Raw genomic sequence first — 22,327 nt, 5'->3', positions numbered from 1 at the left:
GCAGCAGCAGCAGCCGGGACCGATGCCTGGCTACTTCAGCAGCTGGGCCAGGGTGGTTTGCAGGGCCGTGCCGCGCAGGTTTACGGCCACTATTTTGCCGCTGGGGTCGATGAGGAAGTTCTGGGGGATGGCCTGGATGTGGTAGCGGGTGGCCGCCTCGCCCTTCCAGCCATCCAGCCCCGACACCTGGGTCCAGGGCAGCTGGTCGGTGGCAATAGCTTTGAGCCACTTTTCGCGGTCCTTGGCCTCATCGAGCGACACGCCCAGCACCGTGAAGTTGCGGCTCTTGAAGGCGTTGTAGGCCTTTACCACATTGGGGTTTTCCTGGCGGCAGGGGCCGCACCAGTTGGCCCAGAAATCCACGAGCACAAACTGGCCGCGCAGGCTGCTCAGGGCCACGGCCTTGCCCTCGGGCGTGGGCAGCGTGAAGTCGGGCGCCACGGCCCCCACCGACACGGTTTTGAGGATGGCCAGCTCGGCGGCGTAGCGCTGGCCGGAGGGGCTGCTTTGCACGGCAGGCGTCAGCAAGGCGAATAGCGGGGCCACTTCGGCGTAGTTGGGCACGGGCCCACCCATGTCCCTCACGGCATCGAGGCTCACCGCCGAACCAGGATGGGTGCGGACAAAGGCCGCGTACTGCTGGTTGATGATTTGATCGAGCGCCTCTTCCTGCGCATCGCTTTTCGCTTGGAACTCGGGCGTGCGCTGCTCCTTGGGCATGGCCCGGTAAGTGGCGTACAGAGCGTTGAGTTGGTCCTGACCGGGCTTGAGCAGTGCCTGTAGCTGTTGAAAATCGGCATTCAGCGGCGTGCCCGTGATGGCGGCGTGGCCCAGCGAATCGGGACTCACGAGGCTGATAGCGCCTTTTTCGAGGTAGAAAATTGTGTGGTCGGCCTGGCCCGTGCGCAGGCGGTAGCGGTTGCCATTGTTGAGCAGCATCAGCCGGACCTGGGTAGGCTCGGCCACGGTGCCCTTGAGCACGAACGCGCCGTTTTTCACTTCTGCCGAGTCGATAATGCCCTTCTCGTTGCGCAGGAATACCTTGGTCTTGGCGGGTAGTTTGCCGAGTTGGCCTTTGATGGTGAACGGGGCGGGGGCCTGGGCCTGGGCCAGCAGCGGGGCGGCCAGCAGCAGGCCGAGTAAGGTCTTCTTCATAAGGCGGAAAGTACTGAGTAGAAAGGAGAAAGTGTGCACAAGGTTAGCAGAATTTTCCTTTTCCGACCGTGCCTGCGTTGGCTGCTTGCCCGCCCGCCCGGGCCGGCTGATGGCCTCTTCTTCCAAAACAGCTGCGTAGTGCCCCCCGGTACTCTGCACGCTACACTTACATGCCTGCCAGCCGCAGTGCGGGAGGCACTGTAGAGAAGCAGGCTATTATGGCTGCGAAGAATCCAAGAGTACCGGCTCCGAGTCACTTAACAGGCGCCCGCCGTACTGCAGATGAATGTGCGTGTAAGACGAAAAGGTGAAGTTTAAAGCCAGCCAGCTTGCGTACAGTCCCAGCAGTAAGGCACCCTGCAGCGGGCGCAGGGTGCGCCCCAGCCGGGCCGGCTGCCAGGCCGCCGGAAAGCCCAGCGTGGCCGCCATGCACAGCCCCACATGCAGCGGGAGCAAAAAGCGGCTCTCCAGCGCCACGGGCAGCGCCCCCAAGGCCGGCAGCAGTAGCGCAACCGCCAGTAGCGCCCGCCGCAGCGGCAGGTGGCGGGCCCGCCACACCAGCCGGCCCAGCACCAGCAGGCCTAAGCCGAGCAGCGTGTAGTTGGCGGCCGCCAGCGGCCAGGTGGCCGTGTACAGCTGCCGGTAATAAGGGCCGGGCTGCTGCAAGTCAAGGCCGCTGAACAGGCGCTGGGTAAGCAGCGAGCCAAATTCCAGCGGATAGCGCAAAGCCAGCCCCAGGTACGCCGCCGGGGTAATACCAGCCGGTGAAATGGTATGCCGTTGCGCCAGTGCCCGCCCAACGGGGTCGACCAGCCAGACGCGCGCCTCGGGGTAGTCGGTGCCGATGTTGGCTTCGTAGCGGAAGTGCTGGATACCCTGGCCCAAATGACGTTTCACTAATTCGTCCTGATTGAGTACCCCGCTCAGGTGCCAGGAGCTGCCCGGGGGGCCGTGCCGTTGGCTTATCAGGTACTGGGGGGCCAGCACCAGCACCCCGCCCAGCAGCAGCGCGGCTACCCGTCCGCCGGCGCCCCGTAGCCCCACCGCGCCCGGCAGGGTCGGCCAGGCCGCCGCCAGCAGCACCGGATAGATGCTAAGAGTATAGATACCCCGAAAATTACACGCCAGGCCCAGCAGGCTGCCGGCCAGCAGCCACCACCGCAGGGCCGGCCAGGTGGGCGCCGGGCCCGGCCGCAGCCCGCGTGCCACCAGCATCAGGGCGCTTAGCAGCAGCACCAGGGCCGGGAAATCGGTGAGGGCGAAGTTGAAATAGTCGCGCCAGAAGGCGAAGCCCGTGAGCACGAAAGCCAGCCGTGCCACCGGGCCAGGCGGCTGCAGGTTGCCCCGCAGCAGTTGCCAGCACCGCGGCCCCAGCCAGCCGTAGCAGAGTGCAGCCACCAGGCTGCCCAGCACCTGAATATAGAGCATGGGGTTGCCGCCCAGCAGCTTCCAGGCTGCCCGCCACGGCGCCAATACCAGTGGCCAGGCGTAGCCACGCGTGAGGGAGCTGTAGTGCAGCAGCGAAAAGTTGCGCTCCGGCGTGATGAAGCGCGCGGGCAGCTCCCAATAGTTCTGGGCGTCGAAGTACTGTTGGGTGTAGCCCGAAAACGGCAGGTACACCAGATAAAGCGCCGCCACGCCCGCCATCCAGTACCAGTCCAGCCGGTTCAACAGGGGCTGAAGCGCCGGCTGGCCGGCTGGCGTGGGCAGTTGTTGCATGGCAGGTAGCAGTTCGAGCAGGAAAACAGTATTCCGGGTCGGTTCTTAATACAACACCCGAAACTTAATGGTGTGCTCCACCTCGCGCAGCTCCTGAATGAGGGCGGGCTCGTACTGCTTATCCACGTCGGTAATCACGTAGCCGATGTGCTCGTTGGTTTTCAGGTACTGGCCCAGGATGTTGACCGAATGCGCCGCCAGCACCTGGTTGATTTGGGCCAGCACGCCGGGCACGTTGTGGTGGATGTGCATGAGCCGGTGGGCGGCCTGCTCGGGCAGCTGAATGTTGGGGAAGTTGACGCTCTGCTGGGTGTTGCCGGTGTTGATGTACTGCATCAGCCGCTCGGGCACGAATTCGCCGATGTTGCGCTGGGCCTCGGCCGTGGAGCCCCCGATGTGGGGCGTAAGCAGCACGTTGGGCAGGCCCCGCAGCTCGCTCTCAAACGGCTCGTCGTTGGTTTTGGGCTCGTAGGGAAACACATCGACGGCGGCCCCGCCCAGCTGGCCCGCGCGCAGGGCGGCGGCCAAAGCGGGCACGTTTACCACGGGGCCGCGGGCGTTGTTGAGAAACAGGGCCCCCGGCTTCATGCGGGCGAATTCCTCGGCTCCGAACAGGTTGGTGTTTTCGGGGCGGCCGTCGACGTGCAGCGTCACGATGTCGGCCTGGGCTAGCAACTCGGCCAGGGTGCGGCAGCGGGTGGCGTTGCCCAGCTGGAGCTTCTCGGCAATATCGTAGTAGAGCACCTGCATCCCGATGGCCTCGGCCACCACCGACAGCTGCGAGCCGATGTTACCGTAGCCCACGATGCCCAGCTTCTTGCCCCGCACCTCAAACGCCCCGCCCGCCGACTTGTCCCACCGCCCGGCGTGCATCTGGGCGTTTTTCTCGGGCACCCGGCGGGCCAGCAGCAGGATTTCGCCCAGGGCCAGCTCCACCACCGAGCGGGTGTTGCTGAAGGGCGCGTTGAACACGGCCACGCCCTTTTGCAGACACTCGGTCAGGGCTATCTGGTTGGTGCCGATGCAGAACGCGCCGATGGCGATGAGGCGGTTGGCGGCTTCGAGCACCCGGCCCGTTACCTGGGTTTTGCTGCGGATGCCCAGGATACTCACGCCCTCAATCCGTTCTACCAGCTCGTCCTCGTCCAGCCCGCCGGGCACCAGCTCCACCTGGTAGCCTTCCTGCTTGAATAGCTCGGCGGCGCGCGGGTCGGGGTTTTCGAGCAGCAGCACTTTGATGCGGTTTTTGGGGTAGCTCAAACTCATGGGTAGCTTGTTCTGGTAGAGAAACTCGTCAAACGAAGGCAGCACTTTATCGGCCTGGGCCACCACGGCGGGGCGGGCCACGTTTTCGGTGAAGGCGTAGAAGCGGTCGGCCAGGCCGGCCTCACGCATCTGGTAGTCGGTGTAGCCGTCGCCGAGCACGTACACCGGGCCGCTTAGGTGCAGGCGGCGCAGCTGCTCAATCTTGCCCCCGTCGCGGCTCAGCACGTTGTCGGCATCGAAGCCGGTAATGCGGCCATCATCGGCAAATGTAAAGGTGTTGGCCAGCACGAACTCGGGGCCGATGCCGAACTCGCCCACCACCGGCTCAATAAACTCGCGGAAGCCGCTGCTCACGATGTACACCCGGCCCGGAAACTGCTCAAAAAAGCCCCGGTTGCGCCGGATGCTCTCCGACACCTTGCCCCGCAGCCGCTCCACCAGCCGCCCGATATGCGCGCGCCGGGCCGGCAGCAGCGCCAGCCGCTGTTTCAACGACTCGGCAAAGCCCAGCTCCCCGCTCATGCCCCGGTCGGTCAGGGCCCGAATCTGGCCCACGATTTTTTCGCGCTCCGGGCTGTTTTCGAGGGCAATATCGGCCAGCTCGTCCAGCCCTTCCACTTGCGTAAAGGTGCTGTCGAAGTCGATGATGAGGTAGGGCAGGGGCGCGGCGGAGTCGGGTAGTTGGTCGGGCATATCGGGCCGCAAGGTAGGGCACGGTGGGGCAACGGGGCTAAGGGGGCCTTCCGGTTGTCCGGATGACGCCAGGCAAATTTCCCGCTGAGGTACGCAGAAGCTAACAGCTAACAAATCAGCCCACCCGGCGGGCCGTGCTGACGGGCAGCCACGTGTCGTTCTGGCAGGCGGGGCAGCGGGCGGCGGCAGCCTGGGCCAGCTCGCGCACGTGGCCGCAGCTGGCGCAGGCGTGGGGGCCGGCCTGGGTGGCGGTGGGCCGGGCCTCGCGCAGCCGCTCGGGCCAGATGGGCAGGCCGGGCCGCACGTCGTCGTCGGTAAAAAAGTAAATGCTGGTTTCGCCATCGGACTCGATGTAGGCCCGGCGCACCTGGCCCAGGTGCTCCACCTGCTGCTGGCGCAGCTCGCCGAACAGCTCTTTCAGGGTGATATTCTGAGAACTGAAGCCCGGCTGATAGATGACGCCTTCCTCTAGCAGCAGCACCGGCTGGCCCTCCAGCCAGTCGGAAAAGCGGGGAAAGTGCTCGGTGAGGCGGTTGAACAGCACGTACAGGCCCGTCACCATCCCGAACACGACCAGTGTGGGCAGCAGGGGTGTATCGTCGTAGAGCATGGCGTCGCCGGCGGCCGAGCCCAGGCCCAGGATGATGCTCAGCTCGAAAATCGACAGCTGCCGCACCCCGCGCCGCCCCATCACCCGCAGCGCCCCCAGAATCAGCAGGTACATCACGCCGCAGCGGGCCGCTATTTCCAGCAGAAATGGCCACGTGGTATCGTCGGCCCACAATATCCGGTGCCAGTCGAAGGGAATTACGGGGGGTGGGTTCATAAGAAACAGGCGGGAGAGACGGCCGAAAAGTAGCGGATTGTCGCTTAAATAGTGGAAATTACCCTTCGTTCCGGTTCGCCTGCTGCCAGTCCTGTTCGCCGGGCACCTCCCGTATGCAGCCCTGCTTCTACCCGCCCACCGAGGCCCTGCGGCCGTTCGTGCAGCACTATATGCTGGCGCATATCCGCTACGACTGCCCGGCCGAGCAGGCTATTAAACCCATGCCCCCGGCGCCCCAGCAGTGCCTGTATTTCTACCCGCGCGGCGTACTGCACACGTTTCATTACGGCCAGCAGCGCCGGTTGGAGTCGCCGGCCAGCATTATTGTGGGTCCCCAGGTGTCGCGGGTCGACCTGCATTTTCCGCCCGATCACCTGGTGTTCTGCGTGGCGTTCTGGCCCGGTGGGCTGCATCGGCTGCTCGATGCCCCGGTGCAGGAGCTGTTCGATTTTTCGCTCGACAGCCGCCTGTTGCTGGGCCCCGCCGTGGAGGAGCTGAGCGAGCAGCTGGCCGGGCTGGCGCACCTGCCCGCCCCCGACTACGCCGCCATGCGGGCCGTGGTGGAAACCTATCTGCTCCGGCGGGCCCGGCAGGTGCGCCGCCCGGTCCGGCCCCTCGATGCCGTGCTGCCCGGCCTGCTGAGCGCCGGCCCCGGCTACAGCATCGACCAGCTGGCCCACGATGCCTGCCTGAGCCCGCGGCAGCTGGAGCGCAACTTCCGGGAGCGAATGGGACTGTCGCCCAAGCTCTATGGCCGCATCGTGCGCTTCGACCGGGCCTTCCGGCTCAAGGAGCGCCGGCCCGACCTCGACTGGCTGGCCGTGGCCGTGCAGTGCGGCTACTACGACTACCGCCATCTGGTGCGCGACTTCCAGGAGTTTGCCCATGTAACGCCGCCCCGGCTGCTGGCCGCCGAAGCGGCCCATACCCGCACGGTAGCCGGTTTCCCGGAGCCAGGTCGGGCCTGAAACCGGAGGCCGACCCCGGGGCAGAATGTCGGATTTTTACTTCCGGCCGACCCCGGCGGGGGCGTACGTTTGGGGCAGTTTCCACGCAACCCCATTCCCATGAAAACCCTGCTTTGCATCCTGCTCCTGAGCCTGAGCACCACAACGACCATCCGGGCGCAGCAAGCGGCCGGCCCGGCCGCTTTTTCGGCGGCCGACGACAAGGCTATCCGCGCCAGTGTTGAGCAACTGCTGACCAACTTCCGCAACCATGCCTTCGCGGATATGGCGGCCTACACCACGCCCGATGTGAGCTGGGTGAACATTGTGGGCATGTGGTGGCGGGGCCGCCCGGCGGTGCAGGCGGCCCACCAGCAGATTTTCGACGCCATGTTCAAACCCGACACCTTTACCCCCGGCGAGCTGACCATCCGGGCGGTTACGCCCGATGTGGCCTTAGTGAACCTGCGCACCCACGTAGGCGCGTTCTACCCACCCGATGGCATCGACCACGGCCACAACAAGCAGGGCGACAACGACGACCTGCTCACGCTGGTGCTGGTAAAGCAGGCCGGGCGCTGGCTGCTGACGGCGGGCCATAACACCGTGGTTGATGCCCGGGCCGCCGCCAACAACCCCAATGCCCGCCCGCCCGGCAAATAAACCGCCGGGGCCGCCAGGCCGGTTGCTACGCGCTGGCGTCGTTGAGCTGGTGCATGTCGGCTTCGGTCAGTTCCAGCTGCATGGCTTTCAGCAACTCCTCTACTTGGGCCACACTGGTAGCCGAGGCAATGGGAGCGGTGAGGCCGGGGCGGGCCATAATCCAGGCCAGGGCCACCTGGGCGGGCGAAGTGCCGGCGTGGCGGGCCACCACGGCATCCAGCGCGGCCAGAATTTGCAGGCCCCGCTCGTTGAGGTATTTGGGGCCAATGCTGCTGCCACGAATGCTCTTAGCCAGGTCTTTCTCCGAGCGGTACTTGCCCGTGAGGAAGCCCGAGGCCAGCCCGAAGTAGGGGATGATGCCCAGGCCGTACTCCTGGCAGAGCGGCAGCAGCTCGTGCTCCAGGCCTTCGCGGCGGTAGAGGTTGTACTCGGGCTGGAAGGTTTCGTAGCGCGGCAGGCCCTGGGTTTCGCTGGCCCGCAAGGCCGCCCGCAGCCGCCCGGCCCCGAAGTTGCTGGCCCCGATGGCGCGCACCTTGCCCTCCTTTATGAGCTCGGCATAGGCTTCCAGCGGCTCGGTTACGGTGCGCTCCTCATCGTCCTGGTGCGACTGGTACAAGTCGATGTAATCGGTTTTCAGGCGCTGGAGCGACTCCTCGACGGCCGTGCGGATGTAGTCGCGGCCGAGGCCCTGGCGGCCGTCGCCCATCTTCATGCCTACCTTCGAGAAGATGAGCACGTCGTCGCGGCGGCCGCGGCGCTGTAGCCACTTGCCCAGCACCGTTTCCGATTCGCCGCCCTGGTGGCCCTCGCCCCAGGTCGAGTACACGTTGGCCGTGTCGATGGCATTGCCGCCGCCGGCCACAAAGGCGTCGAGCACCCGGAAGGAAGTGGCTTCGTCGGCGGTCCAGCCGAATACGTTGCCGCCCAGCACGAGGGGGGCGGTGCGCAGACCCGAGCGGCCCAGTTCGCGTTGTTGCATATAGTTGGGTTGAGTAAAGGAGGTAGAGACGCATCTTTGCGTCCGGTCGTTGCTGACGTTGCCTACCGGGCGGGTCCGTTCAACGACCTGGCGCAAAGATGCATCTCTACAGCGTGCCATGATAGGGCACCGTCTTATCCCACTACCCGCTCCAGCACCCGCCAGCCATGGCCGGGCACCAGCAACTCATCGCCGGCCCGGAACATGAGCTGCTCCTCGCTGAATACGTCACGCCAGGTGCCGGCAGCCGTTTCGGGCAACGGCAGTACAACGGGCTCGGGACTGGCATTGATAACGCAGAGCACGGCCGCGCCCTGCTTTTCGCGGATGAAGCCGTAGAGGCTGGCCGCGCCGGGCAGGCGCCCGAAGTGGCTGGCCGGGTCGCCGTTTAGCAGGGCCGGGTGGCGGCGCTTGAGCTGGAGCAGGCGGGTGTAGAAGTCCTGGAGGGGGAAATCCTGCCAGGCTATCGGGTCCCTATCAAAAAAGGCCAGCCGCTTGCTTAGGGCGGCTTCCTGGCCCGAGTACACCAGCGGCATACCCGGCAGCAGCACCGTGAGCACGGCGAAAGGTAGCGCCAGCGGACCCAGCCGCTCGTACTCGGTGCCGTCCCAGCTGTTCACGTCGTGGTTGCTGGTGAAATTCATCAGGTATACCCGCGGCGGGTACTTGGCCCGGACGGCCGCGCGGTACTCGTCGATGGCCGCCAACTCGGCCCGACCCGCCGCGATGCTGTCGAGCAGGTAGTGCAGGCGCAGGCCAAACGTCATGTCGAAGGCGCGCTCCAGCAGGTGGGTATCGGGGTTGAATTCCTCCCAGCTCAGCCCGCCCGAAGGGTACAGCTCATCCCACTCGGCCAGCATGAATACGGGCTTGAGGGCCTCCAGGGCGGGCCGGGCCTCGTCCCAGAAATCGGTGGGCACCAGCGCGGCCACGTCGCAGCGGTAACCGTCGATGCCGACTTCGCGCACCCAGTAGCACAGGGCGTCAATCATGTAGCGGCGCAGCTCGGGCTGGCCGTAGTCGAGGGCCACTACGTCGTGCCAGTCGGCCACGGGCGGCACCAGCCGGCCCTGGGCGTCGTGCTGGTACCAGTGGGGGTGTTGGTGCACCAGAGGGTTGTCCCAGCTGGTGTGGTTGGCCACCCAATCGAGCAGCACGCGCAGGCCCAGGCGGTGGGCTTCGGCCACCAGGGCCCGCAAATCGGCCAGCGTGCCGAACTCGGGGTTTACGCCCAGGTAGTCGCACACGGCGTACTGGCTGCCCAGCGTGCCCTTGCGGTGCTGCTCGCCAATCGGATGAATGGGCATCAGCCAGATGATGCTGATACCCATTTCGGCCAGCCGGGGCAGGTGCGTCATAAAGGCCCGAAACGTACCCTCGGGCGTGTACTGGCGGATATTGACTTCGTAGATAGTGGCCGAAGCAGCCCACTCGGGATGCTGGACCCGGAAAAGCTGGGCGTCGGGGTGGGTGGGCGGGGTAAGATTGGGCATAGGGCAGGCAAGGGGAATCAGCGGCGGCTGCCACGAAGTCCGTGCCACAATGGCCCGGCGGGCGCCTGAAAATACGCAAGTCTATATAGCGAATAGGCTACGTATTAAGCGGTCTGATTGGTTTTCCGGCGCCCTGCCCGTTGGGTTAATTGGGGCCGGGCACCCGCTCGTACACGCGGTAGCCGTGGGCCGGCAGCACCACCTTCGAGCCCGAGCCCAGCCGCTGTATCTGCCCGCTGAAAATGTCGCGGTAGGTGCCCGGCCCGAGGTCGTGCAGGGTCAGCTCGCGGGGCTGCCGGCTGAAGTTGACGGCCGTGAGCACCGCCTGCTGCTGGCGGCGCCGCACAAAGCAGTACACTGCCGGACTGCTGCTGGCGGGCAGGGCGGCAAACTCGGCGCAGGCGTCGCCGTTGGCCAGGGCCGCGTTGCGCTTCTTGAGCTGCAGCAGCGTGGTGTAGAACTCCTGCAGCGGGTAGCCATTCCACGCAATCGGGTCCTTCTCGAAGAAGCTGAGCCGCTTTTTCAGGGCCGCCTCCTGGCCCGAGTACACCATCGGGATGCCCGGCAGCAGGGCCGCCAGCACGGCCTGGGGCAGGGCGTTGGCCCCCAGCCGCTCGTACTCGGTGCCGCTCCAGCTGTTGAGGTCGTGGCTGCTCGTAAAGTTCATCAGGTACACGCCGGCCGGGTACCGGGCCCGCTCGGCCGCCAGGTAGGCATCGATGGCGCGGGTGGGCTGCTGGCCCTGGCCAATGCTGTCGAGCAGATAGCGCAGGCGCAGGGCGTAGGTGGCGTCGAAGGCCTTTTCGAGCAGGTGGGTGTTGGGGTCGAATTGGCCGGGTTTGAGGAAGGGCGGCGCGTGCAGCTCGTCCCATTCGGCCAGCATAAACACGGGCTTCAGGCTGTCGAGGGCGGCGCGGGTGTCGTTCCAGAAATCGGTGGGCACCAGCCCGGCCACGTCGCAGCGGAACCCGTCCACATCGGCCGCCCGCACCCAGTAGGCCATGCTTGCGGTCATGTAGCGGCGCAGCGCGGGCTGGCTGTAATCCAGGTCGATGACGTCCTGCCAGTCGGCCACCGGGGGCTGGAAGCGGCCCAGCGAGTCGCGCGTGAACCAGTCGGGATGCTGGCGGGCCAGGTTGCTGTCCCAGCTGGTATGGTTGGCCACCCAGTCGAGAATAACGTGCATGCCGCGCTGGTGGGCGGCGGCCACGAGGTGGCGCAAATCTTCCAGCGTGCCCATTTCGGGGTTTACGGCCCGGTAGTCGCGCACCGAGTAGTAACTGCCCAGGGTGCCCTTGCGCTTTTCCTGGCCGATGGGCTGAACGGGCATCAGCCACAGAATGCCCACGCCCATGCTGTCGAGGCGGGGCAGGTGGGCCTCAAAGGCCCGAAACGTGCCCTCGGGCGTGTACTGGCGGATATTGACTTCGTAGATGCTGGCGTTGGCAGCCCAGGCCGGGTGGCGCACCGCAAACGGGGCCGGCGGCGGCGCACAGTCGGCGGCCGGCGTATCGACGGAGTTGGTCTGGCAGGCGGCCGGCAGCAGGGCCGCGGCAAGCAGGAGCATCAGAAAAGGCAGGCGGGGCAGAAAAGGCATGGCCCAACATACGCAGTTTTGGCGGTGCGCCCCGGTGGCGGCTACGCGGCGGCCCGCCACCGCGGGAGCCGGGCCTTCCGAAGCCAGCCATTGAGCGGCTCCTCCAGCAGGTAATGCAGCCCGACCGCCACCACGTTCAGCAGCAGAAAAACCAGCAGCGGCTGGGTGGTAATAAGCCGCGTAACAAGGCTGTGCATCACGCCCATATGAATCAGGTAAAACACGTAGGAGCTGCGCCCCAGCACCTGCGCCAGCGGGGTGCTGAGGACCCGGCGCATAAGCGTGTCTTCGGTGAGCAGCCCCGCAAACCAGAGGGCAATGCCCAGGGGGAGTACCACGTTATTCAGAACGATGCCCACCGGATGCTCCTGCCCGAATGTATACGGACCGCGAACTACCATCAGCAACAGCACAATGAATCCCATAGCCAGCAGTCCGGCTACGGTGCGGTAGCAGCCTGCTTTGGCCTGCAGCCGGCCCTGCCGAAACCAGCGGGCCAGCTGAATCCCGACGAAAAACTCAGTGGCCCGGCCAAAGAAAGTGAACAGGAGCATGAAGCGCAGGTTGCCAAACAGCCCGTGCCACAACAGCGGCCCCAGCCCCAGCACCAGCAGCGCCCCTGCGCCCAGCAGCAGGGGCGGCAGCAGCCACAGCAGCCGCGGCCGCCACCTGACGAGCAGAAAGATGAGCGGGGCGCTCAGGTAAAAGCATTCTTCTACCGTTAGGGTCCAGCCCTGGGCCACGCCCGAGTACACGTGCTCCTCGAAAAAGCTGCGCAGAAATGTAACGTTCAGCAGCCATAGGGTCGGCGAAAACTCCCGGGTGTTGTACCAGATGCCTGCAAAAGCCAGGGCCGTCAGCAGAAAATACATGGGGTAGATGCGGGCCACCCGGTTGCGCAGGTAGCGTCCCCACCATTGCGCCGTCATCTGCTCGGTGCCCGCGTAGCGCAGGGCGATGAGAAACCCGCTGAGTACGAAGAAAACCGGTACGCCCACGTGAAATTCGCGCACCACCCTCTCCGGAATCCCCTGAAGCCCGGGCCCTTCCTGAAAGGGATTAAAGTGGTGCAGATACACCAGATAGGCCGCCACCACCCGGATCCCAGTGAGGACAGGCAGGTAGGCCGATGACGCCGGAGCAGCAATGAGCGTGGAAGCGGCAGGCAACCTATCGGAAACAGGCATACACAGAAAAGAAGCGGGCAACGAGGTGTTAATGCAATAGGCCGGGTATAAAGCTACTGCCACGCCGGGCATTGGTGCATGCCGGCGCGTTGACTTTTATGTAGCGTCGCCAAAGTGTCCTGGCTCCCGCCATTACAGCAGCGCCCATTCAAATCGTTGGGGCATCTGCAGCGGGCTCGGTTTCGCACCGCGAAACCAGCGGTTGGCAACACCCGCCGGCCGGCCGGCGTACACGTTACGCAACCAGTTTTCCTTAAACCCTTCGTCTTATGAACCACGCCGACCGCATCGACCAGACCGTCCGGGGCATTTACGACACCTTCGACCGACCCAGTGAGCACCCCGTAGAAGCCGGCCTGGGCTTCATCGATGGCTGGATTGACGCCCTCGACGGCCTGGGTGGCTCGGCCCTGACCGGGCTGCAGAACGAATTGCGCAACCTGCGCGCCTGCGTTGAGCGCCACGACCGGCCCGCCATTGCCGCCAGCCTGCAGCTGCTGGGCGAAGAAACCTCGCGCATCGCCCACAACATGCACAGCTTCACCGACGGTACCGGCGACCAGCTCCGTCACCTGGGCCAGACGCTGGTAACGGCTTCGGGCAACCTCAAAATGTCGTAGCCCGGCCACTGGCGCTCAAAACCGGCGCCGTGCATTATTCGGGCTTTTTTTAATTGTGTAAGATTACGGCCGGCGCGGCCCCTAGCGGGGTGGCTCCGGCCGTTGTGCTGAGGCCCCTGGCGGGTCGCCTGCCTTCGTGGGCGGAGCTACCGGCGAAGCCGCAATATGTTTTGCCGCCGAAAGTTTAACCTGTTGACAATCAACTTTCAGCCGGCGGTTTGGTAAAGATAGCAGTCATTTCTTTCCACCACAAACCCCCGGTAACTATGGATTCGTCCGCCATCAAACCAACCGCCCAACTCGACGCTACCCTGCAGGCGCTCAAAGGAGGCCTCAGCGCCGCCGCACCTGCCGCCGCCGGCAACCTCGACGGCTGGATTTCCACCCTCAACGGGGCCAACAACGCGGGCCTCAGCGCCATTGCCGACGAGCTGAAAAACCTGAAAACCGCCATCAGCAGCGGCGACGGCGCTAAAATCGGCCAGTCGCTGAGCACACTGGGCGAGCACACCACCAAAGCCGCCGCCACCGCCACCGACGACGCGAAAGCCAAGCTCCAGGAGCTGGGCCAGACCCTCAGCCAGGCCGCCAAGTCGCTGCAGGGCTAGAGGTGAAATAGTGAGATAGTGAAATGGTGAGTTGATGTTCGAATGGCCCTACCTGCGCAAGTGGCGCCATCAGGACCATTTAAACATCAACTCACCATTTCACTATCTTACTATTTCCCCTCTAATACCCCGCTGCATTGTCGTCGCCGCGGGGGTCGGCGCCGCCTTCGAGGCGGCCGTCGGGCAGCACCCGGATGATTTCCATGCGGCCCCAGGGGCTGCGGGCGTTGAGCTGGTAGCCGCGGGCCCGGAGCGTGTCCTGGGTGGCGGGCAGCAGGGCGCCGGCTTCCACATCGAGCTGGTCGGGCAGCCACTGGTGGTGCAGGCGCGGGGCGGCCACGGCCTGTTGGGCATTCTGGCTGTAATCAACCACATTGATAATGCCCTGCAGCACGCTGGTGATGATGGTGCTGCCGCCGGGCGTACCAATCACCAGGGCCAGCTTGCTGTTTTTGGTGAGGATGGCCGGCGTCATGGAGGAGAGCATGCGCTTGCCGGGCGCAATGGCGTTGGCCGCGCCGCCCACCAGCCCGTAGAGGTTGGGCGTGCCGGCCTTGCTGCTGAAATCGTCCATCTCGTTATTCAGCAGAAAGCCCGCCCCGGCCACTACCACTTTGCTGCCGTAGGCGCCGTTGAGCGTGGTGGTGCAGCTCACGGCATTGCCCTGGGCATCCACAATGTTGTAGTGCGTGGTCTGGTCCGACTCGTAGCCCGGCAAACCCGCACCGGCTGCTACCTGGGCGCTGGGCGTGGCCCGGCGCGGCTGCAGCGTGGCCATGCGGCGGCGGTTATAGGCCGTATCGAGCAGCTGGGTTACCGGCACGCGGCCGAAATCGGGGTCGCCGAGGTAGGTGGCGCGGTCGGCGTACACCCGGCGCTGGGCCTCGGTCAGCCAGTGCACGGCCTGGGGCGCGTGCCAGCCGGCGGCGGCCAGGTTATAGGGCTCCAGCATCTGCAGCATTTGCAGCAGCGCCACCCCGCCCGAGCTGGGCGGCGGAAACGTGAGCACCTCGTAGCCCCGGTAGCGGCCCCGCAACGGCGTGCGCCATTTGGGCTGGTAGGCGGCCAGGTCGGTTTTGGTGATGAGGCCGCCGCCGCGCCGCATTTCGGCCACCAGCAAATCGGCGGTTTCGCCCGCGTAGAATCCGGCCGCGCCCTGGTCGCGGATGCGGCCCAGCGTGCGGGCCAGCTCGGGGTAGCGGATAGTTTCGCCGGCCTGCCAGGGGGTGTTTTTCAGGTAGGCGCTGCCGGGGTTGAACTGCGCGAAATCTTTTTGCTGGCCGTTGAGGCCGGCGGCTTCCCTGGCCGTCAGCGTCAGGCCCTGGGCGGCCAGCTGCACGGCTGGCTCCACCACGTCGCGCCAGGGCAGCTTGCCCAGCTTGCGGTGCAGCGCCCACATACCGGCCACGGTGCCGGGTACGCCCGCCGCGCGGTGGCCGCGGGTGCTCAGGTTAGGCACCACGTTGCCGGCCGCATCGAGGTACATGTCGCGGGTGGCGGCGGCGGGAGCCGTTTCGCGGAAATCGAGGGCGCCCTCCTGGCCGTCGGCGCCGCGGTAAAGCGCGAAGCCGCCGCCCCCGATGTTGCCAGCCACCGGCAGGGCCACGGCCAGCGCAAACTGCACGGCCACGGCCGCGTCGTAGGCGTTGCCGCCGCGCTGCAGCACCTCCACCCCAATACGGGTGGCTTCGGGGTGGGCCGAAACCACCATGGCCTTACGCGTAACAACGGGCGTGGCGGCCGGCACCGGCGTGGCCAGCATGGCCGCGCCGGTGGGTGGAGCGGCAGCAGGCGGGGCCGTGGTGCAGGCCGCCAGCCCGGCCGCCAGCAGCAGGTAGTGGGAGAGGTGCTTCATGGAGGGAAGATAAATCGATTTCAGCCGTAAGAACGTCATTCAGCACCGCAAATAAGCCGGCCGGGTACTACGGAGGCACTATTCCAGCGCCAATGCGCGGCATTGCCGGCGGCGCACCAGGTGGTGTTGCGGTGGCTGGGGGATAAGTGGCGGCGGCGCCAACTTTGCGTCGGGTTAGCCCCCGTTGTCCGATTCCACGTAGTTTTGGGAGCAACCCTGCACCCTTGCCCTTCCGCCATGACCACGCCTGCCACTTCGCTCGATTCTGCCACTCCCGCCTCCGCGCTGCCCCTCGTGCAGCACGACCCCTGGCTGGCGCCCTACGAGCCAGTGCTGCGCCGCCGCCAGCAGCGGCTGCAGGCCCGGCTGGCCGAAATCAGCCAGCAGTACGGCTCGCTGAGCAAGTTTGCCACCGCCCACCAGCGCCTGGGCCTGCACTACGACGGCCGCCGCCGCGGCTACTGGTACCGCGAGTGGGCCCCCGCCGCTCAGAGCCTGAGCCTGATTGGCGACTTCAACGACTGGAACCGCCAGGCCAACCCACTGACCCGGGCCGAGGATGGCGTGTGGGAGGTTTTTCTGCCCGATAAAGAATACCAGGGCCGTCTCACTCACTACTCGCACTACAAGGTGCACGTAGTATCGGCCCGTGGTGCCCAGGACCGCCTGCCGGCCATGCTGCGCCGGGCCGTGCAGGATGCCGAAACCAACGACTTCGCCGGCCAGGTCTGGCGGCCCGCCGCTCCATTTGCCTGGACCGACCAGAAGTTTCGGGTGGCCAATGCCGTGCGCGAGCCGCTCATCTACGAGGCCCACGTAGGCATGGCGCTGGAAGAAGGCCGGGTGGGCTCCTACCTGGAGTTTGCCGACCAGGTGCTGCCGCGCATTGCGGCCGGCGGTTACAACTGCGTGCAGCTGATGGCCATCATGGAGCACCCGTATTACGGCTCGTTTGGCTACCATGTGGCCAACTTCTTTGCCGTATCGTCGCGCTTCGGCACGCCCGAGGAGCTCAAGTACCTCATCAACGAAGCCCACCGCCGGGGCATCGCCGTGCTGCTCGACATCGTGCACTCGCACGCCGTGAAAAACGAGGCCGAGGGCCTGGCGTACTTCGATGGCTCGGGCCACCAGTACTTCCACGCCGGGGCCCGGGGCGAGCATCCGGGCTGGGATTCGCGCCTCTTCAATTACGGCAAGCCCGAGGTGCAGCAGTTTCTGCTCAGCAACCTGCGCTACTGGCTGGAGGAGTTCCACGTCGACGGCTTCCGCTTCGATGGCATCACCAGCATGCTCTACCACCACCACGGCGAGGGCGTGAGCTTCGGCGGTTACGAGTCGTATTTCGGGCCCGAAGTGGATGAGGACGCGGTGCTTTACCTGCAGCTGGCCACCACGCTGGTGCACGAAATCAAGCGCAGCGCCCTGCTGATTGCCGAAGATATGAGCGGCCTGCCGGGCCTGTGCCGGCCCATTGCCGAGGGCGGCGTCGGGTTCGATTACCGGCTGGGCATGGGCATTCCCGACTATTGGATCAAGCTGCTCAAGCATACCCGCGACGAAGACTGGAACATCTACGACCTGTGGTATGTGCTGGGCAACCGCCGCGACGGCGAGAAAACCGTGGCTTACGCCGAAAGCCACGACCAGGCCCTGGTAGGCGACAAAACCCTGGCACACTGGCTGCTCGATGATGCCATTTACCAGCACATGGGCCGCCACGATACCGACCCGATTGCGGCCCGGGGCGTGGCCCTGCACAAGCTCATCCGCCTGCTCACCATCAGCCTGGGCGGCGACGCCTACCTCAACTTCATCGGCAACGAGTTCGGCCACCCCGAATGGGTGGATTTCCCGCGCGAGGGCAACAACTGGAGCCATCATTTTGCCCGCCGCCAGTGGAGCCTGGCCGACAACCCCGACCTCAAGTTTCAGTACCTGCTCAACTTCGACCGGGCCATGATTCAGCTGATCCGGCGCAGCCACCTGCTGGCCGCCGGCCCGGCCCGCCAGCTCCACCTCGATGCCGAAAACCAGGTGCTCATCTTCCAGCGCGGCCCGCTGCTGCTGGCCTTCAACCTGCACGCCACCCGCAGCATCCCCGACTACCGCTTCCGGGTGCCCGCCGCCGGCCGCTACCGCATCGTGCTCGACTCCGACGCGCCCGACTTCGGCGGTTTCGCCCGCATCGACGACGACTACCGCTACGAAACCCAGGAGCACGAAGGCAGCCACCAGCTCAGCCTCTACCTCACCAGCCGCACCGCGCTGGTACTGGAGTTGGTTTGAGCTGCAAGCCGCCAGCCACAAGCGGCAAGCTGACATGCGAACATCAGCTTGCCGCTTGTGGCTGGCGGCTTGCAGCTTACTTACTATGTATTTTTCGTGCGGCGGCCCGATTCGGCCTGTTCCAGGGCTTCTATGATTCGCTGGTCGCGGGCGTCGGGCTTTTTGGCGCGGCTGATGTGCTGGGCCAGCTGCTTGCGCTGGGTGAAGGGCAGGGCATCGAACTTGGCCCGCAGGCCGGTGCGGTCGAGGGCCTGAGCCAGCTCGGCGGGCAGCTCCAGGCCGCTGGGGTCGGTGTCGTGCCAGAGCACCACGTGCACGGTGTCGGCCCAGGTTTTGTCGATGGCATTGCGCACTTCCTTGCGCACGCTGAAACCGTGGTGCTCGCCGCCCATGGGCGTCAGGTTGAGGCGGATGGGGAAGCCGTCGATGGTGCCCTGCACGGGCAGCGCGCCTTTAACGCCGTATTCGGTCGGCACATCGAAGGGCACTATCACGAACACGCCGTTGTCGGCTCCGTCCATTTCGAGCGGGGCATCAAATTCGTGGCGGCGGGGGGTAGCGGAAGGGGAGGAAATCATGCGGAAGGAGGGGTGATGGGGGCCACGGCCGGACGGCCCGGCCGGTGGTGTTCGATGTGAAACAGCAGCTCGTTGATGGCGGCCGTGTTGCTGATGGCAACCGTGCGCAGCCGCTCCGGGGGCACCTGGTAGCGCTCCGTCAGGCGGCTGGCCACTTCGGCCGAGGCGGCCAGCACCAGGTCGGCGCGGCGCAGGGCCAGGCGTTCCAAGGCCACGGCCCAGCCCGTTTCGGCGGGGGAGGCCCGTTCCTGGGCCAGGCTGTGCACGTGCAGCACAAGCGGCCAGCCCGTGAGCTGCCGGATTTCCATGGCGGCCAGCCAGGTTGGCCAATCTACGGCATAAATTACGGCAAACTGCTTGCCGCAAGCCCAGTTGCTGGCAAAACGGGCGTATTGAATTACCTGAAAGTTGAGGTCGGTGGCCGTGGCGTCGGGCGGGTTACGGCCCAGCGCCGCCAGCTCCTGCGCAAGCGTGGCATGCACCCGCGTGGGCGGCGCCGGGCTCAGGGCAGTAGCGGGAGTAGCTGGGGCCGCTAGCCCAGACTGGTCTTTCGCCGGCGGCAGTTCAGCGGCCCGCGAAACCGGTAACGGGTCGGCCTGGGTTGGCTCGACGCGCTTGGGCTGGGCACCAAGGGCCGGAAAATCCCCGTCGGCCGGGGTTCTGGCCGAAGCGGTGGCGGCAGCCGGCCCCGGCCCGGCCGGCTCCCCGGCCCGCTGGCCCGCCGCTGCCGCCGCCAATGCCGGGGCAGCGGGTGCGGTGGCAGCGGCGGGCGTGGCGCCCAGGTAAGGCGCGGCCGGGCTGCTGCTGCCCAGGTACGGGGCGGCCGGGGCCTGCCAGGCGGCCGGATTGGGGCTGGGGCGGGCTGCTGCCCGAATGGCAGCTAAGTCCAGCTCGGCCAGCCCGGTGGTGCGCACCGTGCCCCCGGCCACGGCAAAAGCGGGCTGCGGCTCGTGGGGCAGCAGCACCGCCAGGTTCGTGAGCGGGGCCAGCTGCTGCACCAGCGCCCGGAGCGGCGGCGCGGTGGCGGGCTGAGGCTGGAGCACTTCATTCCAGCCAAGCAGCAATATGCGGGAAGAAGCAGTGGACATAGGGCGGCAAACTGTCGAGGTAGATACCAGGAGTACGGCAAGGTAGAAAAAAAGGCAATGGCCCCCGGGCCCCACGCCGCATTTACCCCTGGTTTTGCCCTCGCTACGCTGCGCTACTCCACTACCAGCCGCCGGCTCTGGCCGCCGCTGCGCACCAGGTACAGGCCGGGGCGCAACGGGGTGGGCAGCGCCAGCAGCAGCGGGCCGGCCGGCGGTGTGGTCGTCGTCAGCAGCAGGCGGCCCGTCAGGTCGAGCAGCTGCACCGGCTGGCCGGGGGGCAGGCCGGCCACCGTTACCCGGCCCTCGCGGGTGGGGTTGGGCCAGAGCTGCCAGGTGGCGCTGCCGGCCGGCACGGCCACCGCCCGCACTTCCGACAGGCTGGCGGTGCTGTCGGAATCGAGCTGGCGCAGGCGGTAGTACACCAGCGGCGCGCCATAGGTGGGCAGCTGGTCGTCGTCGAAATCGTAGGTGGCGGCCTGACCACGGCCGGGCACCCAGGCCCGGCGCCGGAACGCCGTGCCGTCGGTTGACACTTCTACCGCGAAGCCCGCGTTGCCGAGCTCGGTGGCCGTGCGCCAGTGCAGCCGGGCCGCGGCCCCGCGGGCCTCAGCCGTAAAGCCGGCCAGCGTAACGGGCAGCGTAACCGGCGTGCCGCGCAGGGTGATGGTGGCCGGACTCAGAGCAAAAAACACGTTGTCCACCGCTTCTACCCTGATGCGGCCCTGGGTGGTAGGCTGGCCGGGCAGGCGCACCGAGGCCGTGCCGTTGTTGGGCACCTCGGCCGCCAGCACCGTCGGGAAGGTCAGGCCGCCGTCGCTGGAGAACAGAATCCGCACGCTTTTGCAGTTTACGGGCTCCTGGTTGGTGCCGAGCACGTCCCAGGCCACGGTGTAGGCGCTGCCCGGGGCGGCGGCAAGCGCGGCCGCCGGGGCCGTTACCCGAAACGGGCCGGCGTCGGCCACGCGCAGGGCCAGGTTGGCGCCGGCCACGCCGCCGCGGTTGTCGCGCACGGTGAGGCGGAAGTTGAGCGGCCGGGCTACCAGCGGCAGAAACTCGCCTTCCGCAGTGGTTGCGTTAGCCAGCACGGCGCTCAGCTGCGGGAAAGTGCGCGTTGGGTTGCCTACGGGCGTAAAGCTGCGGAACAGCGGGGGGGCGCTGGGGTCGGTGGCGGCGCCGGCCAGGCCGCTGGCGTCGCCCAGGTCCAGCTGCTCCCAGCTGTAGCTCAGCTGGTCGTTATCGGGGTCGGAGCCCGCCCCGGTGAGGGCGAAGGGCGTGCCTTTAGGAATGACGAAGGTGCCGGCCGGCACCTGCACGGCCGGTGGGCGGTTGCCGTTGTTGGCCGCCGTAACTCCGCAGGTAAGCTTGGGTACGATGGCGCTCAGGCTGGCCGCATGGAAATACCTGATGCCCGGCCCCACGTTATCGGGGTCGCAGCGCGAGTCGTACGACATGATGGTGTTGCCTGCCCCCGGCTCGTAGGCCAGATTGGCGCCACGGTTGCCGCCGCTGCAGTTGCCCTTGTCGCCGTTGAAGGTGTGACTGGAGCCCAGCTGGTGGCCGATTTCGTGCAGGGTTACCTCGTTCAGATACCGGGCGCTGCTGGCCGTGGAGGCCCCGCCGCCCTTGCCCGAGGGCCCCGGAGAAGCGGAACAAACCACGCCTACATAGGCCACGCCCGAGTAGCCGCCGCTATTGTAGCCCAGTACGTGGCCCAGGTCGTAGTTGGCAGCGCCGATAAGGTCGTTGACTATCCCTGCATTGGCACCTAGCAAGGCAGTGGGAGAAGTGCTGGTGCCGAAGAGGTCGGTGGCGGCACTGGCAAAAATGAGCTTGTCGTTATTGGCCACCAGCTGCAGGCGCAGGGCCAGTTCCCGCTCGTACACGCCGTTGAGCGAGTTAACCAGCTTCACCACTTCGGCCATGGTGCCGGCCACAGTGCCGCCGCCCAGCTTATTTACAAACTCGCTGGTGGTAGCCACGGCCAGCCGCAACGTGCGCAGCTGCCCGCCGTAGGGCGCGGGCGGGGCCGGGGGCGTGTCGCCGGGGCGCTGCGGGGGCGTGCCGGGTGGCAGCAGCGCCTGGCAGTCGAAAACGACAGGCGCCTGGGCGCGGCTCTGATAGAGGGCGGGTGCTGCCGCCGCCTCATCGCCCGAAATGCTGCTGATGCTGCCATCAGCGGCGAGCAGCTGGGCGTGCAGGCCGGTGGGCGTCCACTCCAGGCGCACGGTGGCGGCGGGCTCATCGAGGGCGCGGCCGGCAAACGTGCGGATGCGCGGATAGCGGGCAGCCAGGGCCGGGGCCATCACGGGCGCCTGCCGGAAGGCATAGCGGTGCAATGTGCCGTCGGGGTGGGGCAGCTCCAGCACAACCGGGGCCGCGGGCTGGGTTTCGGCTGGGGCCAGCGCCAGCCGGGCGGCCAGCTGGGTGGTATCGAGCCGGAACCAGCGGGCGGGCGCTCCGGCCACCGGGCCGCGGGCCGCCACTGGCGCGGCGGCCGGCTCCCAAAGCGACGAGGTTTGGGCGGCCGTTGCATTTGGGGCGGAGGAGGTTGACTGGGCCGCGGCCGGGGCTGGTAGGCCGCCCAGGGCGGCGAAAAACAGGCCGCAAAGCAGCGGCCGAAGCAAGGAAATGGTTGGTTGCATACAGGCAGACAGAGGACGAAACGGCACTGCCAGGACAAGCTGCCCCGACCGGCCGTGGGGCTCAAACGCCTGACTGTCTGTAATAATGCCCGCCTGATTCTGCCTTCCGGGGCCCGGCCGCG

General features: G+C 66.5%; 17 protein-coding genes. 5 read left to right on the top strand and 12 right to left on the bottom strand.

From position 1 onward, the window contains the following. Positions 1-30: 30 nt before the first annotated feature. From BMY67_RS12045 to BMY67_RS12030, 4 genes are all read right to left on the bottom strand, one after another. The gene (locus tag BMY67_RS12045) at positions 31-1,155 is read right to left on the bottom strand and encodes a TlpA disulfide reductase family protein (RefSeq protein WP_092771896.1); all 1,125 of its coding nucleotides are present in this window, start codon (positions 1,153-1,155) and stop codon (positions 31-33) included. A gap of 216 nt (positions 1,156-1,371) precedes the next feature. Beyond that, the gene (locus BMY67_RS12040; RefSeq protein WP_092771894.1) at positions 1,372-2,874 is read right to left on the bottom strand and encodes a hypothetical protein; all 1,503 of its coding nucleotides are present in this window, start codon (positions 2,872-2,874) and stop codon (positions 1,372-1,374) included. Between the two features lie 45 nt (positions 2,875-2,919). Continuing rightward, on the bottom strand, positions 2,920-4,833 hold the full coding sequence (serA, locus tag BMY67_RS12035) for a phosphoglycerate dehydrogenase (protein WP_092771892.1): 1,914 nt from the start codon (positions 4,831-4,833) through the stop codon (positions 2,920-2,922). Positions 4,834-4,948: 115 nt separating this feature from the next. Continuing rightward, positions 4,949-5,659: a DUF421 domain-containing protein gene (locus tag BMY67_RS12030; RefSeq protein ID WP_092771890.1), complete on the bottom strand. Its 711-nt coding sequence runs from the start codon at positions 5,657-5,659 to the stop codon at positions 4,949-4,951. 113 nt (positions 5,660-5,772) lie between these two features. On the opposite strand from BMY67_RS12030, the gene BMY67_RS12025 reads away from it, so the two are divergent. Together BMY67_RS12025 and BMY67_RS12020 are read left to right on the top strand one after the other, a co-directional pair. Further along, complete coding sequence (locus BMY67_RS12025) at positions 5,773-6,627, top strand: helix-turn-helix domain-containing protein (RefSeq protein ID WP_092771887.1); 855 nt, start codon at positions 5,773-5,775, stop codon at positions 6,625-6,627. 99 nt (positions 6,628-6,726) lie between these two features. Next, the gene (locus BMY67_RS12020; RefSeq protein WP_092772883.1) at positions 6,727-7,269 is read left to right on the top strand and encodes an SgcJ/EcaC family oxidoreductase; all 543 of its coding nucleotides are present in this window, start codon (positions 6,727-6,729) and stop codon (positions 7,267-7,269) included. A 25-nt stretch (positions 7,270-7,294) separates the two neighbouring features. On the opposite strand, the gene BMY67_RS12015 is transcribed toward BMY67_RS12020, so the two are convergent. The 4 genes from BMY67_RS12015 to BMY67_RS12000 all read right to left on the bottom strand — a co-directional run bounded on the left by BMY67_RS12015 (position 7,295) and on the right by BMY67_RS12000 (position 12,525). Beyond that, complete coding sequence (locus tag BMY67_RS12015) at positions 7,295-8,248, bottom strand: aldo/keto reductase (RefSeq protein ID WP_092771885.1); 954 nt, start codon at positions 8,246-8,248, stop codon at positions 7,295-7,297. 134 nt (positions 8,249-8,382) lie between these two features. Continuing rightward, on the bottom strand, positions 8,383-9,741 hold the full coding sequence (locus BMY67_RS12010; RefSeq protein ID WP_092771883.1) for an alpha-amylase family glycosyl hydrolase: 1,359 nt from the start codon (positions 9,739-9,741) through the stop codon (positions 8,383-8,385). Positions 9,742-9,886: 145 nt separating this feature from the next. Continuing rightward, positions 9,887-11,308 carry an alpha-amylase family glycosyl hydrolase gene (locus tag BMY67_RS12005; protein ID WP_092772881.1) on the bottom strand — a complete coding sequence of 474 codons (1,422 nt, stop codon included), beginning with the start codon at positions 11,306-11,308 and terminating at the stop codon, positions 9,887-9,889. Positions 11,309-11,379: 71 nt separating this feature from the next. Beyond that, a complete protein-coding gene (locus BMY67_RS12000) occupies positions 11,380-12,525 on the bottom strand; it encodes an acyltransferase family protein (RefSeq protein WP_177189803.1) in 1,146 nt (381 codons plus the stop codon). A gap of 269 nt (positions 12,526-12,794) precedes the next feature. Here BMY67_RS12000 and BMY67_RS11995 point away from each other — a divergent pair, with 269 nt between their 5' ends. After that, positions 12,795-13,145: a hypothetical protein gene (locus BMY67_RS11995; RefSeq protein WP_092771879.1), complete on the top strand. Its 351-nt coding sequence runs from the start codon at positions 12,795-12,797 to the stop codon at positions 13,143-13,145. 266 nt (positions 13,146-13,411) lie between these two features. Continuing rightward, complete coding sequence (locus BMY67_RS11990; protein ID WP_092771877.1) at positions 13,412-13,753, top strand: hypothetical protein; 342 nt, start codon at positions 13,412-13,414, stop codon at positions 13,751-13,753. A 121-nt stretch (positions 13,754-13,874) separates the two neighbouring features. On the opposite strand, the gene ggt is transcribed toward BMY67_RS11990, so the two are convergent. Further along, a complete protein-coding gene (gene ggt, locus BMY67_RS11985) occupies positions 13,875-15,608 on the bottom strand; it encodes a gamma-glutamyltransferase (RefSeq protein ID WP_092771875.1) in 1,734 nt (577 codons plus the stop codon). A 237-nt stretch (positions 15,609-15,845) separates the two neighbouring features. On the opposite strand from ggt, the gene BMY67_RS11980 reads away from it, so the two are divergent. Beyond that, positions 15,846-17,897 (top strand): alpha amylase C-terminal domain-containing protein, encoded by a 2,052-nt coding sequence (locus BMY67_RS11980; protein WP_092771873.1) that lies wholly within the window; start codon positions 15,846-15,848, stop codon positions 17,895-17,897. Positions 17,898-17,980: 83 nt separating this feature from the next. Here BMY67_RS11980 and BMY67_RS11975 read toward each other — a convergent pair whose 3' ends face one another. The 3 genes from BMY67_RS11975 to BMY67_RS11965 all read right to left on the bottom strand — a co-directional run bounded on the left by BMY67_RS11975 (position 17,981) and on the right by BMY67_RS11965 (position 22,205). Further along, on the bottom strand, positions 17,981-18,475 hold the full coding sequence (locus tag BMY67_RS11975) for a YdeI/OmpD-associated family protein (protein ID WP_092771871.1): 495 nt from the start codon (positions 18,473-18,475) through the stop codon (positions 17,981-17,983). Then, entirely contained in the window at positions 18,472-19,563 is a 1,092-nt protein-coding gene (locus BMY67_RS11970) for a glycosyltransferase (protein WP_143069806.1), read from the bottom strand. The genes BMY67_RS11975 and BMY67_RS11970 overlap by 4 nt, the downstream gene beginning before the upstream one ends. 113 nt (positions 19,564-19,676) lie before the next feature. Continuing rightward, positions 19,677-22,205, bottom strand: a complete 2,529-nt coding sequence (locus BMY67_RS11965) for a zinc-dependent metalloprotease (RefSeq protein ID WP_092771867.1) — start codon at positions 22,203-22,205, stop codon at positions 19,677-19,679. Positions 22,206-22,327: the final 122 nt, after the last annotated feature.

This window comes from Hymenobacter actinosclerus (assembly GCF_900111515.1).
Taxonomy (GTDB): domain Bacteria; phylum Bacteroidota; class Bacteroidia; order Cytophagales; family Hymenobacteraceae; genus Hymenobacter; species Hymenobacter actinosclerus.
The sequence above is the reverse complement of the archived record's forward strand: the minus strand, read 5'-3'. Positions and strand labels throughout refer to the sequence as shown.